The organism is Dyadobacter sp. HNCC25DJ186, assembly GCF_056895235.1.
This window is the reverse complement of record NZ_JBXHAS010000008.1, coordinates 235158-250270: the sequence shown is the minus strand read 5'-3', so window position 1 is coordinate 250270 and position 15113 is coordinate 235158. Positions and strand designations below refer to the sequence as shown.

Annotated in this window: 12 protein-coding genes; 9 read left to right on the top strand and 3 right to left on the bottom strand. The window is 42.1% G+C overall.

Annotated elements, in window-relative coordinates:
- Window positions 1-89 precede the first annotated feature (89 nt).
- Window positions 90-2414, top strand: coding sequence for an efflux RND transporter permease subunit (locus tag AC1XUO_RS22225; RefSeq protein WP_483331989.1), 2325 nt, complete (start codon window positions 90-92; stop codon window positions 2412-2414).
- 46 nt (window positions 2415-2460) lie between these two features.
- On the top strand, window positions 2461-3846 hold the full coding sequence (locus tag AC1XUO_RS22220; RefSeq protein WP_483331988.1) for a M28 family peptidase: 1386 nt from the start codon (window positions 2461-2463) through the stop codon (window positions 3844-3846).
- Between the two features lie 83 nt (window positions 3847-3929).
- Here the strand turns inward: AC1XUO_RS22220 and AC1XUO_RS22215 are convergent, their stop codons facing one another.
- Window positions 3930-4658, bottom strand: coding sequence for a proteasome-type protease (locus AC1XUO_RS22215; protein ID WP_483331987.1), 729 nt, complete (start codon window positions 4656-4658; stop codon window positions 3930-3932).
- A gap of 238 nt (window positions 4659-4896) precedes the next feature.
- Between AC1XUO_RS22215 and AC1XUO_RS22210 the strand changes: the two genes are divergently transcribed.
- The gene (locus tag AC1XUO_RS22210) at window positions 4897-5361 is read left to right on the top strand and encodes a nuclear transport factor 2 family protein (protein ID WP_483331986.1); all 465 of its coding nucleotides are present in this window, start codon (window positions 4897-4899) and stop codon (window positions 5359-5361) included.
- 54 nt (window positions 5362-5415) lie between these two features.
- Complete coding sequence (locus AC1XUO_RS22205) at window positions 5416-5967, top strand: DUF2911 domain-containing protein (protein ID WP_483331985.1); 552 nt, start codon at window positions 5416-5418, stop codon at window positions 5965-5967.
- A 64-nt stretch (window positions 5968-6031) separates the two neighbouring features.
- Here the strand turns inward: AC1XUO_RS22205 and AC1XUO_RS22200 are convergent, their stop codons facing one another.
- A complete protein-coding gene (locus tag AC1XUO_RS22200; protein WP_483331984.1) occupies window positions 6032-7609 on the bottom strand; it encodes a glycoside hydrolase family 32 protein in 1578 nt (525 codons plus the stop codon).
- 322 nt (window positions 7610-7931) lie between these two features.
- Here AC1XUO_RS22200 and AC1XUO_RS22195 point away from each other — a divergent pair, with 322 nt between their 5' ends.
- Both AC1XUO_RS22195 and AC1XUO_RS22190 read left to right on the top strand, forming a co-directional pair.
- On the top strand, window positions 7932-8624 hold the full coding sequence (locus tag AC1XUO_RS22195) for an SGNH/GDSL hydrolase family protein (protein WP_483331983.1): 693 nt from the start codon (window positions 7932-7934) through the stop codon (window positions 8622-8624).
- A 141-nt stretch (window positions 8625-8765) separates the two neighbouring features.
- Window positions 8766-9335 carry a helix-turn-helix domain-containing protein gene (locus tag AC1XUO_RS22190; RefSeq protein ID WP_483331982.1) on the top strand — a complete coding sequence of 190 codons (570 nt, stop codon included), beginning with the start codon at window positions 8766-8768 and terminating at the stop codon, window positions 9333-9335.
- Between the two features lie 65 nt (window positions 9336-9400).
- On the opposite strand, the gene AC1XUO_RS22185 is transcribed toward AC1XUO_RS22190, so the two are convergent.
- Window positions 9401-10300, bottom strand: a complete 900-nt coding sequence (locus tag AC1XUO_RS22185) for a diacylglycerol/lipid kinase family protein (RefSeq protein ID WP_483331981.1) — start codon at window positions 10298-10300, stop codon at window positions 9401-9403.
- Window positions 10301-10384: 84 nt separating this feature from the next.
- On the opposite strand from AC1XUO_RS22185, the gene surE reads away from it, so the two are divergent.
- The 3 genes from surE to AC1XUO_RS22170 all read left to right on the top strand — a co-directional run bounded on the left by surE (window position 10385) and on the right by AC1XUO_RS22170 (window position 15082).
- Entirely contained in the window at window positions 10385-11122 is a 738-nt protein-coding gene (gene surE, locus AC1XUO_RS22180) for a 5'/3'-nucleotidase SurE (RefSeq protein ID WP_483331979.1), read from the top strand.
- 248 nt (window positions 11123-11370) lie between these two features.
- Window positions 11371-12672 carry an MFS transporter gene (locus AC1XUO_RS22175; protein ID WP_483331978.1) on the top strand — a complete coding sequence of 434 codons (1302 nt, stop codon included), beginning with the start codon at window positions 11371-11373 and terminating at the stop codon, window positions 12670-12672.
- An 88-nt stretch (window positions 12673-12760) separates the two neighbouring features.
- Window positions 12761-15082, top strand: coding sequence for a DUF7133 domain-containing protein (locus AC1XUO_RS22170; protein WP_483331977.1), 2322 nt, complete (start codon window positions 12761-12763; stop codon window positions 15080-15082).
- Window positions 15083-15113: the final 31 nt, after the last annotated feature.

The window sequence follows — 15113 nt, the reverse complement described above, 5'->3', positions numbered from 1 at the left end:
ATAATTAACGATTACAAGGTCAAAACAGCCCATTTCCTAAACATGCTGCTTATATTTGCAGCTTTTTGCAGAAACCTACTGATTTAAATATGTGGAATAAATTAGCAACTTACATAATCCGCTTCCGGCTTTGGTGGGTTGCATTCGTATTAGTCTCTACGTTATTCATGGCCTATCAGGCAAGCAAGATTGAGCTTTCCTACCAGTTTGCCCGCATTCTTCCGTCCGATGACCCTGTCGAAAAAGAGTATCAGGATTTCCGTAAACTCTTTGGCGAGGACGGAAGCGTCATGGTAATTGGCTGGCAGGATCCAGGTCTTTTTCAGGTAGATAAGTTCCAGGACTGGTGCAAGCTGTCGCAGGAAATCAAAAATACGGAAGGTATCAAAAATGTACTGTCTCTTGCGAATCTTCAAAAAGTTGTCAGAAATGACAGTCTTCAACGTTTCGATTTCGCTCCGATCATTCGGGATATTCCAACGACACAGACAGAAGTTGACAGCTTAAAAAAGGAAATCTTGAACCTGCCATTTTACGAAGGGCTGGTACTGAATTCAAAAACGAATGCAACACTTATTGTCATTACTTTTAACGACAAATCACTAAATTCCAAACGCCGCCTCTCGATTGTAACAGATATAGAAGCTATGGCTGAAAAGTTTGCTATAAAATATAAAACAGATCTTCACTATTCCGGGATGCCGTATATCAGAACGGTAAACATGAAAAAGATCTCCGGTGAAATGGAGCTTTTTATGGGACTGGCGGTTTTGGTAACGTTGTTTATACTTTGGGCCTTTTTCAGATCTTTCCGGCTTACTTTACTTTCGATTGTAGTAGTTTTGATCGGTGTAATTTTCTCAGTAGGGTTATTGCAGTTGTTTGGATATAAAATCACCGCCCTGACAGGCCTTATCCCGCCGCTCCTCATCGTCATCGGCGTTCCGAACTGTGTATTTTTTATCAATAAATATCAGGGAGAATTAAAAGCAAACCGGGATAAAAACGACTCGATTTTGGAAATGGTGCGGCAGATCGGTTTATCCACCTTTCTTGCGAACATCACCACGGCCATTGGTTTTGGGGTATTTTATTTTACCAACAGCTCCCTTTTGGTTGAATTCGGAATCGTTGCAGCGATCAGCGTGATGATCACGTATGTGCTTTGTCTGCTTTTACTGCCGATTACCTTATATTACATGGACACGCCAAAACCGCGACATCTGAAACATCTGGATGGAAAATGGGCATTTGGATTCCTGTCAAAAATCAATTATCTGGTACATAACCGTCGCAGGGAAATTTACATTGCCATGGTCGTTATGATTATTGTTTCTGCATACGGCATGACGAAAATCAAGGCGATCGGCTACGTGGTAGATGATTTGCCAAAAAATGATCCGGTTTACACAGACCTTCGATTTTTAGAAAAAAACTTCCACGGTGTATTGCCTTTTGAGGTGATGATCAATACCAGGGAGAAAAATGGCGTTTTCGGAGATCAGGCGATTGCCTTGTATAAAATCAAAACGCTTCAAAACGAACTGGGGAAATTTAAGGAGTTTTCAAAACCGGTTTCGGTTGTTGAGGCTTCCAAGTTTTTATATCAGGCCTATCGTGGCGGCGACGCAAAATATTATGCTTTGCCAGGTGTGCTTGAATTATCAAAACTGACAAATTTCGTTCAGGGCCAGGAAACGGGTGCTTCCAAACAAATCAATTCTTTTCTGAACGAAGACAAGAGTGTCACGCGGGTTAGTTTCCAGATGGCCGATGTTGGGTCTGAACGTATCAAAGTTTTAATGAATCAGATTCGTCCAAAAGTGGATTCCATTTTTAGTCCTGAAAAGTACAAAGTGAGTTTGACAGGACACAGCCTTGTTTTCTTAAAAAGCAATGATTATCTGTTAGGTAATTTATACGAAAGTTTGTTGATCGCCATCGCGCTGATTGCCATCGTAGGGATGGTACTGTTCAGATCGATCCCGATTATTCTTTTATCCAAATTACCTTGTCTTATTCCGCTTGCTTTAACGGCAGGAATCATGGGATATTTCGGAATTTATTTCAAGCCAACAACGATTCTGATATTCAGTATCACGTTTGGTATCGCTTCGGACGGCACTGTTTATTTCCTGACAAGGTATCGTCAGGAGCTTTATGATAAGGGTCTGAATGCTTCTCAGGCGGTGACGAACTCTATTTTTGGTACAGGGCTTAGCATGATCTACACGGCCGTGATTCTTTTTTGTGGATTCTCGATTTTCTCTGCTTCCAGTTTTGGTGGTACGGCAGCCATGGGCGTAATGGTTTCGATTACTTTGCTGGTTGCAATGTGTACAAACTTAATTTTGTTGCCTGCTTTGCTTCTGACTATTTCAAAATGGCAGAAAAAAGGTGAGAAACCATCCTGATTTTTGATAGCTTTACCGTAAACAAAAACACTCCTGTAACTAAAAGATGAAAAAAACTTTATTTTCCTTTGCCTTGCTGGCGTTGGGTTCGACGGGTATGACCTATGCCCAGACGGATTACCAGGCCGATTCAGTTTTCATCCGCCAGATTTTTAATTCTGCTTTAAGCGACGGTCGTTCCTACGAGTGGCTTAGGGATCTTACTCAGAAAGTTGGGCCAAGATTAAGTGGTTCTGAGGGTGCTGCGAAAGCCGTGGAGTATACTAAGAATGCAATGGTAAACGCCAAGTTTGATAATGTATTTCTCCAAAATGTGATGGTCCCTCACTGGGTACGCGGAGCAAAAGAAAAGGCCTATATTCTTTCAGGAAAACAAAAGATCAACGTCCCGGTCGCAGCACTTGGAGGCTCGGTGGCAACGCCAAAAGGCGGAACAAAAGCGAAAGTGATCGAAGTAAAAAACTTCCAGGAGCTGCGCGCGCTGGGAACAGACAAAGTAAAGGGAAAGATTGTGTTTTTCAATCGTCCTATGGATCCGACTAAAATCAATACTTTCGAAGCATATAGTGGCGCCGTAGACCAGCGCGGTGCAGGTGCCAGCGAAGCCGCAAAACTGGGTGCAATTGGCGCGATCGTTCGCTCCATGACTACCCGACTTGATGATACGCCTCACACAGGCAGCATGCGGTATGCGAGTGGTGCTCCGATTATTCCGGCAGCTGCCATCAGCACCAACGGCGCTGAACTTTTAAGCAAGCTTGTTAAGGAAAACCCGGATACAGAAATATTTTTCGAACAATTCTCAGAAACACTTCCTGACGCACCTTCCCACAATGTGATCGGTGAACTGAAAGGATCTCAAAATCCCACGCAATACATTGTGGTGGGCGGGCATCTTGATTCCTGGGATTTTGCACAAGGCGCACATGACGATGGTTCTGGCTGCGTTCAATCGATGGAGGCCGTTCGTTTGCTGAAAGACCTGGGATATAAGCCTAAAAATACGTTGCGGGCTGTGATGTATATGAATGAAGAAAATGGTTTGAGAGGCGGCGTGGCATACGCTGATTCTGCAAAATCAAAAAAGGAAAAACATATTGCAGCAATTGAATCTGACCGTGGCGGATTTACTCCCCTTGGATTCGGTGTTGTTGGAACGCCTGCTCAAAAAGCCAAAATCGCGGCCTGGAGTAAATTGTTCGCGGCCTACGGAATTCATGAAATCGGGCCAGGCGGCGGTGGCGCGGATATCGGACCGCTTGCCCAGCAAGGTACAGTTTTACTTGGTCTGATCCCGGATTCACAGCGTTATTTCGACTATCATCATGCATCAAATGATACGTTCGACACGATCAGCAAACGCGAGCTCGAACTTGGCGGAGCAGCGATGGCGGCGATGATGTATCTGATAGATAAGTATGGTGTGGAATAGAAATAATTAACACCTGTAAACATCAAAGAGGCCGGAAAAATTTTTTCCGGCCTCTTTGATGTTATAAACTCAATTTTTTAAGACTATTTCTCCTTGATTTTATCAAACGAAACGTCCATCCAGTCTTCAGGGATTTCATCCAGGTCTTCTTTCAGCTTTTGCGCCCAGAGTTCCGAAACTTTTTCCATGTCTTTTTTCTCGTAACGATGTTCAACAATCGCAAAACTGTCCTTTTTGTAAAGCACAACATCGATCGGAAACTCAACGTCATTATTACTTACCCGGGTAGAATCAAAAGATAAAAATCCAGCCTTCAAAGCCTGTTTCATCGTCGAATCATCTTCCAGAACACGGTTTAAAATAGCCTTCCCCTGCCCCGAATTTCCGATGATCACATAAGGAGAACCCTCATCCAGTTCAACCCAGTTGCCTTCTGAGTATAGCAAAAACAATTTATGCTCGGCATCATCTTTCAATTGTCCGCCAACAATCGTATTCAGGTTAAATTTAAGTCCGGCTCTTTCCAGGGCCTCTTTATCTTCAACAGCAACCCGTTTTACCTGCTCTCCAAAGGCATTCACTGCCTTATAAAGCTTATTATAAACAACACCTTCGTCTATCAGTTCCTCAAAATAATGTACAGCCTTATCCCTTACAGAACGCAGCCCGCTTGTCATGATAAAAAGTGAATAATTATCTTTCTGAGCAATATACATTTTCTTTTTTGTGGTCGTATTGGTACCCGCCGTAATACGTGTGTCCGCGATGGCAACCAATCCTTCTTTTACTTTAATACCTAAGCAATAAGTCATAATACTGTGTCAACTTTAAGTAATGGAAGGATTTGTAATCAAATGAATCCCTCCCATTCCGCAATAAATCAATTCTCGACAAAAATAACAAATCCAAAAGTCTGCTTTCAGTTTTATCTTGTAATTTATATAATCGTCCAAATTTGGGTTTGCATCTGCGTTTTGTACATTTATGCAAGCATCGGCTGCAATCGGCATTTGGCTTACCAAAAACACGCGTTAAAAAACATCATCTCAAATGTCCAACAAAGAATTGATTACGCATTTTTACACCTGTTTTCAACAAAAAGACTACCAGGGTATGCAAGACTGTTATTCAGACCAGGCTGTCTTTAACGACGAGGCATTCAAAAATTTGGATAGTGAGGAGGTAAAAGCGATGTGGGAAATGCTTTGTAAGACGGGTAAAGAGTTAAAATTAACATTCGGTAATGTATCCGAAACAGCCCGTGGCGGAACCGCTGAATGGACAGCCTCCTACTTGTTCTCACGAACTGGAAATACTGTTGTCAATAATGTCCATGCCAGTTTTCTGATTGAAAATGGCAAAATTATCAAACACACAGATACTTTTGATTTTTATCTCTGGGCAAAACAAGCCTTCGGACTAACCGGGCTTTTGATTGGGTGGACACCTTTTTTCAAAAACAAAGTACAGACTACTGCCCGTGAAAGTCTGGCTAAATTTATGACCAAAGAATAATTTCAATTTTTAATAATAATATCTGAACTATTCCCAATCTATACGACAAGAAAAATGAAAAAAGCCATTTTACTATCTTCTCTGTTATTCATAGGAGCTATTTCTGCGCATGCACAAACTTTTAGAGGGCTAGATAAAAGCCCTGCCGACATTGCTTATTATCCAGATAATTTTGCTCACGATCGCAAGGGAGATGAAAAAGCATTGGTCAAAGTGACATACAGCCGCCCCGCCAAAAACAACCGTGAAGTGATCGGTAAGCTCGTGCCATTTGGGAAAGTCTGGCGTATGGGTGCCGACGAAGCTCCGGAGATCAAATTTTATCAGGACGCAACTTTTGGAGGAACAAAAGTGAAGGCGGGAGTTTACTCCCTGTTCGCTATTCCGGGAGAAACAGAATGGACGATCATTTTGAATAAGGACCTGGACTTTTGGGGTGCTTATAAATACAAAGAAGAAAATGACGTGCTGCGGGTAAAAGCGCCAGCAAAAAAATCAGATGTGACACTTGAAAACTTTTCGCTGCAATTTGCAAAAGAGGGAGCAGGTGCCCTGATGAATTTTGGATGGGAAAACACCGTTGTAAGTGTCCCCATCACTTTTTGATAAAAACAGAAATGGGTGAGTCGCAGTTGATCCGCTACTCACCCATTTTCAATAAAACTAAAATTTACTGCATCGAAGGTTTCATTTCCCACACATTCAAATCCTTGAACGTCGTGGCCACTTCTGTTGAAAATAATTCATAAGTTACTTTTTCAGAAACCGGGAAAACCAGATCCGTTAAAACCTGCCTGCCGCTGTTCGCGAAAACCTCAACACTGTTGTTATCAACCAGGATTCTGATGGCAATATCGCCGCCGTCATCTGGCAAAGGGACGGATTCGATACTTGGAAACTTCGCACTAAAACTTACATTTCCACTTTTTGTTCTGTCAATTTTCAGCGTATTATCGATTTTATTGTAATAGACCAGCGTCTCATAATCACCATGTTTCAGCAGTTTTATACCCGTCTGTTCTGCCGAGCTTCTTTTGATAATAAATTCAATATCGAGCGCATTTCCGGACACTGAGTTCAATAATTTACTGCCCGTTACTGCAACCGAACTTTGTTTCGCCAGGAGGTTGCCCCGATAATTGTTCACTTCTCTGATCGGGAATGATTTAATCCGGTACTCCCCTTTTTCGTTTTTATATAGTGTTAACTCGCGAGGAGCCGCCATCTGTCCGCGAAAACCTTTTGAAGGAGTTGTTGCCGCATACTCCCAGCTATTTTCCCAGCCAATCATAATTTTCCGCGTATCGTTTTCAGGAAGATTATTGAAAATGATCCCTGCATAAAAATCTTTCCCGTTGTCAAGATAAAGCGGATATGGCAAAGGATCCGCGGTGAAAGTTTTTCCATCAAAACTTCCGATAAAATATTGCATACCCAGATTCCCATTTTGCTGAGGATGGCCGCCTGATAACGTAATGACCCACTTGTTCACCCCGGCTTCATTTTCAACAGGAAGCTCAAAAATATCCGGGCACTCCCAAATTTTACTTTTATCGCCGAGCTTATCTCCAAATTCGCTCAACAAAGTCCATTTTTTCAGGTCAGGCGAACTGTAAAATTGCACACGAAAGTCCAGCGGCAAAGCCACAATCATGATCCATTGCTTAGACGCTTCACGCCAAAAAACCTTCGGATCGCGAAAATCCGTTGTGTTCAAATTGATCAGAGGATTATGGTCGTAACGGGTAAATTGCTTTCCATCAAGACTATACGCCATACTCTGGCTTTGGGAAATGCCTATGCCGGCACTATCAATATGCGCCGTGTATATGGCAACAAGAGGAATTTCGCCATCTGTTTTACCTAATCCGGATGTATTATTTTTGTCAACCACTGCTGTTCCGCTAAAAAACATAGTACTCGTCCCGTCGCCATTCTGATAATCCTGCAAAGCGATCGGTTCGTGCTCCCACTTCATCATATCCGTGCTTGTCGCGTGGCCCCATGACATATGACCCCAGGTATCTCCTTCGGGGTTGTATTGATAAAAAATATGGTACTTGTCGCCATAATATACCAGTCCGTTGGGATCATTCGTCCAGTTTTGCGGAGGCGTGAAATGATAAATCGGCGTGTAAGTCAGATCGCTTGTAGAATCGACAGCTTGTGCCTGCGTTTCGGTTAGGTTCACAAGTTGACAAAAAGCAGACGCCAGCGTGATCGTCAATATCGATTTTAATATGGTCATAATTACCGTTCTGTTAGCAGGGTTTTAATTTGTCTGTTAGTTAATCATTTTTCGATTAATTCTAAAAGTATTAAATAACAGTGCCCGGCAATTTATTTCATTGTCACTGGAAATTGTTGTTTCAGTATTAATTTGAAAATATTTATTCTGGGAAAAAACATTGGAAAATTATATCTGATCAATGTAATTATCGACTTCATAGCCAGATTATTGATTCAAAGTACGGCAATCTAAAAACGCGTTATCGATCTAAATAATGAAAATTCAGGTATATAGTTAAAAGAACCAGGTTGCGAATGCGACGATACGAAACATATAAATTATGAAACTTCATCTTGTTTTCCTCATTTTAATAAGCTCGTGTCTTGCGTGCCTGAAGGATGATGAAAAATCTATAAACACCAATCCGGAGACGAAAAACGGTCTAACTTATCTTGCCCTCGGCGACTCATACACGATCGGTCAAAGCGTAACCGAAGCGGAAAGATGGCCGGTACTTTTTGCCAAAAGTATGAGTGCTAATGGCTTAAAAGTTTCGGAACCTGATATTATCGCGAAAACAGGCTGGACTACTGCTAATCTTCTGAGTAATGTCAGTTCCTTAAATGCCGAAAAGCCGTATGACCTGGTATCATTGTTGATTGGCGTCAACAACCAGTATCAGGGCCTTGGCCTGGAGCAATATCGTTCCGAATTCGCAAAATTATTACAGAGAAGTATCAGCCTTGCCGGAGGAAGGTCCAATCGCGTTTTCGTGATGTCCGTCCCGGATTGGGGCAGCACGCCGGCAGGTTCAGGTGCCAGAGAAATAATTGCCAAAGAAATTGATCAGTATAACGAAGTGGCGAAAGAAGAATGTGCGAAAGAGAAAATTCTTTTTATCGATATTACCCCCAGCTCAAAAATAGCATTAACAGATCAATCACTCGTGGCGACCGATGGTCTTCACTATTCAGGAAAAATGCATCAGATCTGGGCGGACCAGGCAGTTCCGCAAGTCAAAATGTTGTTTTGATATGCTTTCAATAAGAATTTCCGGCACACCGGTATTTTGCTAAAATTACATTTTTGTAAAGTATTCAAAAAAATGGCGCGTAAATCCGGGAAGACTTTAACTTTGGGCTGTATAATAAATCCAGAGAAATAAAAAGATAATATGGAAGGTGCATTCTTATTGGAAGTAAGCCGGAGGATCAAGGAGAAAAGAATTGAAAAGAAACTCACATTGCAGGAACTGGCCGATAAATCCAGTGTCAGCAAGGGACTTATTTCGCAGATAGAAAATGGCAGAAGCATACCTTCGTTACCTGTAATGTTTAGCATTATCCAGTCTCTGGAAATGGATGTTGGTGATTTTTTTAAAGATCTGAACCTGATGGAACCAACAATTATCCTTCAAAAAAAGGAAAACTATGAAAGCTTTGAAAAAGAAAATACAAAAGGCTTCAACTATCAGCGGATATTTACCAAAAGTCTTCAGGCTACAACCATAGATTTCGTATTGTTAGAATTGCTGCCAAATTCTCACCGTGAAGAGGTTTGTACCGAAGCTTTTGAATTTAAATATATTCTAAGCGGCAAGGTGGACTATCTGATCAATGGGGATATTTACAGCCTCAGCGAAGGTGATTCTTTGTTCTTCGACGGGCGCCTTCCGCACGTCCCCAAAAATAGACATCAGGAAAGTTGCAACATGCTAATTGTCTACTTTTTTCTCCAAAAGTAAGTCCGTTTTAATCAATTCTCCCGCTCATCTGCGTTACGTAACGGTTCCGTCTGAATGCTGTTTCTTTATTCCGGAACCATAAATTGGAGTATACCAGGGAGAATTTCGACGGATACTTCTGTTGCTCTATCAATTTTAAATAACTCATCATCTGCATGAACATCCTTTCCTTCCCAGGATATCTCGATTTTCTTTGCTTTTATCTTTGAAAATGAGTAATTATCTTCCTTACCATTAATACGGTTTAGAAGGAATTTCTCAAACTTTCGCTGATCGTTTTCCGATATCAAAACTACTTCAAAGACTCCGTCGCCAGGATCTCCGGAACCGGACAGCCCCAGATTAGGTCCAATCGAAGTAGTGTTCATCACTTCAACAAGGATATACCTCCCTGAATAATCGACATCATCAGCAACTACTTTGCAATGCCGCGGCTCGTAAGCCAATACCACATCGTGTAATACCTCACGTGCCGTTTTAATTTTTTCATCCCTGTCGTCACTCAGCTCATCTTCCAGTTTCTTCATCACTTTCATCAATTTTGGGAAAATACCAAAACCAAAACCTTCCAGAAAAAACACTTCCTCTTTGAGCCCCCGAACTTTTCCAATATCAAATTTTTTCAACTTGAATTTATGCCAGGATCTGACAATATCAATCACTTCACCCGAAATATCTAAGGTAGTTGCAACATTATTTGCAGTTCCATGAGGCAGCAAAGCAATGGGAAATTGTTTGTCAATTACCCTCCTTTTCACCAACGCCTTAGCAGTACGACGCACCGTACCATCCCCGCCAGCAACAATTATAAAATCGATATCATCCCGAAAATCATCCCAGCCAGCCTTTTTAACAGAAGAATATTTGATCCCGATCCCTTCCGCCTCAATGATCTTTGTAAGCTCTTCTTTTGAGAAGTCTTTTTCTCCGGCACCTGGGTTATGTAACAACTGAGCACGTTTCATAGCGTAGTTTTTAGTTAAAACAATGATAATAAAAATATACCAGGCACCATTTTTTTAAGAATACTAAGAAAAAATCTTACGCTTATGAGAATTCTGGTAACAAATGACGACGGAATATATAGCCCGGGAATTGCAGCCCTGGCCAAAATTGCTTCACGGTTTGGTGAGGTCAGAGTTGTAGCCCCCGACATTGAACAATCCTCTATGGGTCATGCCATTACGGCATCTCGACCGCTTTCCTATAAAAAATCACCGATTGTTTTTGAAGGAATTGACGCCTATCGGGTAAATGGAACGCCAGCTGATTGTGTGGCATTGGGACAGCACCTTTGGGAAAAAACGGATGTTGTATTGTCCGGTATCAACATGGGGCCAAACCTGGGGAATGCGATGTGGCATTCAGGGACATTAGCGGCAGCAAAGCAGGCCGTTTTGTTTGGCATGAAAGGTATCGCGCTAAGTACTCCGGTTGGCGATACCGAACCAGACTTTGATCTGCTTGATCCGTTTGTGGAAAAGGCACTTGATATTTTGCTTAAGAATCCTGATCTGAACCTGATCAATGTGAACTTTCCTAAAAATCCGAAAGGTGTGCGCTGGACGAGACAGTCAGTGAGGCTTTATGATAATAAAATTGTCCCGGCGCTCGATCCCATGGGAAGAAAAAGTTATTGGTTTACTGTGGTTCCGCTTGAAGCGGCTGAAGAAGGTTCGGACCGATGGGCGATTGAAAATGATTTTGTTTCAATCACTCCTTTGAGACTCGATCTTACGAATGAAGCTGAATTGGTAAAAGCGCAATTAAAATATCCAATTTCATAGGATTGAAGTGATACCTGATCAGCTCAGCAACTCACGCGAAATACGACTTTTCTGAAAATGTTTGAAAAACGTGCCTTAGGGATTAATATCCCTGAGGCACGTTTTTCAGTTTTTTGGAAAAATAAATGTGGCTTATGAAAACGTTTGCAGAATTTATAAGGGGTAGAATTAAGAATTGACCGTCTTACTCTCAATGAAAGATATTATTCAAAACCCCTTAATTCCAGTAAATACAGCTATTTCGCGCCATGGACAACACTAAAACCGGTAACTACCGTTGGGTTATTTGCGCCCTGCTTTTCTTCGCAACCACCATTAATTATGTTGACCGTCAGATACTTGGTTATTTAAAACCCACACTGGAAGTAGAATTTAACTGGACGGAGTCTGACTATGCTAATATTGTTACGATTTTCGCTGCCTGTTATGCTTTTGGTTATATTATTTTCGGGAATTTTATCGATAAAATCGGTTCTAAACTTGGGTATTCTGTTTCCATTATTATTTGGAGTGTCGCCGCGATCGCACACGCTTTTGTAAAAAGCACTTTCGGATTTGGTGCTGCCCGAGCGGTTCTGGGACTTGGAGAAGCGGGAAACTTCCCTGCCGCGGTGAAGGCCGTTGCGGAATGGTTCCCTAAAAAAGAACGCGCACTGGCCACAGGAATCTTCAACTCCGGAACCAGTATCGGAGCCGTGGCTGCGCCTATTCTTGTACCCTGGCTTTTAGGTGCTTATGGATGGCAGGAAGCGTTCATCATTACAGGTGCACTAGGCTTTATATGGCTGATATTCTGGTGGTTCCTGTACGAAATACCTTCAAGGCAAAAAAGACTGTCAGCAGCTGAATTCGAATATATTCATAGTGACAACGAAGCTGATACCTCTGCAACGGACAAACCGATCAAGTGGGCATCTTTATTGAAACTTAAACAAACCTGGGTATTTATTATTGGAAAATTCCTCACCGATCCGATCTGGTGGTTTTTCCTTTTCTGGCTTCCATCATACTTCGCAACCACTTTCTCACTCGATCTAAAAAAACCAAGTATCCATTTGGTGGTGGTTTATACTGCAACAACCTTTGGCAGTATTGGTGGTGGATATTTATCATCCTATCTGATCAAAAAAGGATGGGCTCCTTTGCGTGCAAGAAAAATTGCGCTGTTGATCGTTGCTTTCGCAGTGTTACCAATTATGCTTGCTCAATTCGCTACAAATGTCTGGGTGGCCGTCGGAATTATCAGCGTTGCAGCTGCGGCGCATCAGGCGTGGAGCTCAAATATTTTCACAATCGTGTCCGATTTGTTTCCAAAACGCGCAGTAAGTTCGGTGGTGGGTATGGGAGGTTTCGTTGGTTCAATGGGTTCAACCTTGTTTCCACTGCTGGTGGGTGCTTTGCTGGATTATTACAAGACTGCCGGAAATATTGGCGCGGGTTACAATATCCTTTTTATCATTTGCGGATGTACCTATTTCGTTGCCTGGACCTGTATTCATTTCCTGACTAAGAATATGACACCAGTCGAAGAAGCTTTGAAAGAATTGTAGTTAAATTATTCCACAAATAATTTGTATTATTGTTCTCTGGCAAGTTTCGCAAAAATCTAAGAAGCACATTAACTGTATAACCTTAAAAATGAAAAAGTTACGTTACCCTTTTTTGTTGATTTCACTTGCAGGAACTTTACTCTACTGTAAGTCTAACAAGCAAAGTGGAACAACCCTATCGGCAGCTTCCGCGACGGAAGTTTCGGCCACGGAACCTGAGCAAACTGATTTCAGCAAATCTCCATTTTTGACAGCTGAACAATCCATGAAAAAAATCAGGATTGAAGAGGGATTTGAAGTCAAGCTGGTGGCGTCCGAGCCATTGATCAGTACGCCTGTTGCCTTCTCTTTTGATAACAAAGGCCGCATGTGGGTGATCGAAATGACTGGCTACATGCCGGATACGGTAGGCACAGGCGAGGACATTCCAAATGGAAAGATCGTTATTTTAGAAGACAAGAATAAGGACGGTGTCATGGACGACCGGAAAGTTTTTCTTGACTCACTGGTTTTGCCCAGAGCACTATGCCTGATAGAGAACGGTGTTTTAATCGGCGAACCAACCAACCTGTGGTTTTATGAAATAAAAAATGACAAACCGGTTAATAAGACTTTGGTTGACGATAAGTATACCGAAGGAGGCAATGTGGAGCATCAGCCTAACGGTTTGCTTCGGGCGATGGATAACTGGATTTACAATGCAAAATCAAGCAAACGTTACCGCCGGAAAGGTGATAAGTGGTTAATTGAACAAACTCATTTTCGCGGACAATGGGGAATTTCCCAGGATAATTATGGCCGGCTGTATTACAACAACAATTCTCAAAACCTGCTGAGTGATTTCTTCATGCCAGGCCTTGGTGCCAATAACAAAAATCAGCGTATGGTTGCAGGTTTTAATGAAAAGTCGGTTGCAAATAATAAGGTTTACCCAATTCGTCCGACGCCGGGTGTTAACAGAGCCTACATGAAAGGCGTGATCGATGATAGCCTTCGCCTTATAGATTTTACCGCTGCATGTAGTCCACTGGTTTATCGCGGAGATGTTTTTGGAAAAGCCTATGAATCAAACGTTTTTGTTGCTGAGCCTTCTGCCAATCTTATCAAGCGTAATATTCTGAATGATGAGGGCTATGTAGTCAAAGGAGCACAGGCATACAAAGGCAAAGAGTTTCTGGCAAGTACCGACGAGCGTTTTCGTCCGGTTAGCTTGTATAATGCGCCTGATGGAGCGATGTATATCGTTGATATGTACCGCGGAATCATCCAGCACAAGACTTATCTAACTCCTTATCTGAAAGGACAAATTGGAAAAAGAGATTTGACACAACCACTTTCGGCTGGCAGGATTTATAAGGTTGTCCCAAAAAATTCCAATCCGAAGTCTCCTGCCCTGGCAACGGATGCTGATGGTCTGGTAAAATTATTAAGCAGTAAAAATGGCTGGGTTCGTGATTATGCACAAAACGCGTTGATTGACGGAAGATTCAAGCAAGCAATACCAGCCCTGGAATCCGCAGCGAAACAAACAGAAAACGAATTGCTCGCCATTCATGCATTATGGACACTGGAAGGTTTGAATGCTTTAAAAACAGATGAAGTGCTGGCATTACTTAAACAAACTTCCTGGCCTTTACGGATGGAAGCACTTGCCGTTTTGCCCTCTGTCATTAATGAGCAAACCTCTAAGCAGTTTGCCTCAGCGTTGAACCAAATGATCGCTCAAAATGATACGTTGGCAGCGCCCTATGTGGCATTTTTAGCAAATTATATAAAACCTTTTGACAAATCTGCTGCGAATAATCTTTTGGTTACTGTTGCTAAAAAATATCCTGCTAACAAATATGTAACAGATGCGGTGATCAGTAATTTGCAGGATACAGAGGACATCTTTAAAAATGAATTGACAGCATCGTTGCCAGACTCCAATGTGTTCATTAAAAAACAATTGGAAAAGATTATTGCACAGGCTGCTAACGCAAGAGCCAACAGGGATCCAAAAGTTTTGTTGAAAGAATATCCAAAAGGAGCAGCATTGTTTAATACGGTATGTCAAACCTGTCATGGCGCGGATGGAAACGGCGTAAAGTCTCTTGGGCCTCCTTTGAACCAATCTGAGTGGGTTACGGGTGATAAGAATAAACTCATTTCAATTGTGTTATTCGGATTGACGGGTCCCGTAAAGGTCAATGGCCATATTTACAAAACACCGGAAGTTAGTGGTGATATGCCCGGGATTGGATATGACAAGGAAATGCCAAGTGAAGACGTTGCGCAGCTACTGAGTTTTATCCGCAAGTCATGGAGAAATAATGGCGATAAAATCAGTACGGAGGAAGTTGCCTCGGCAAGACAAAAATTAACGAATCGCCAGAAGGCATTTACCGTTGAAGAGTTGAACGGAATGTGATAGCAATAATTCCAGCAAAAAGCCAGATTCG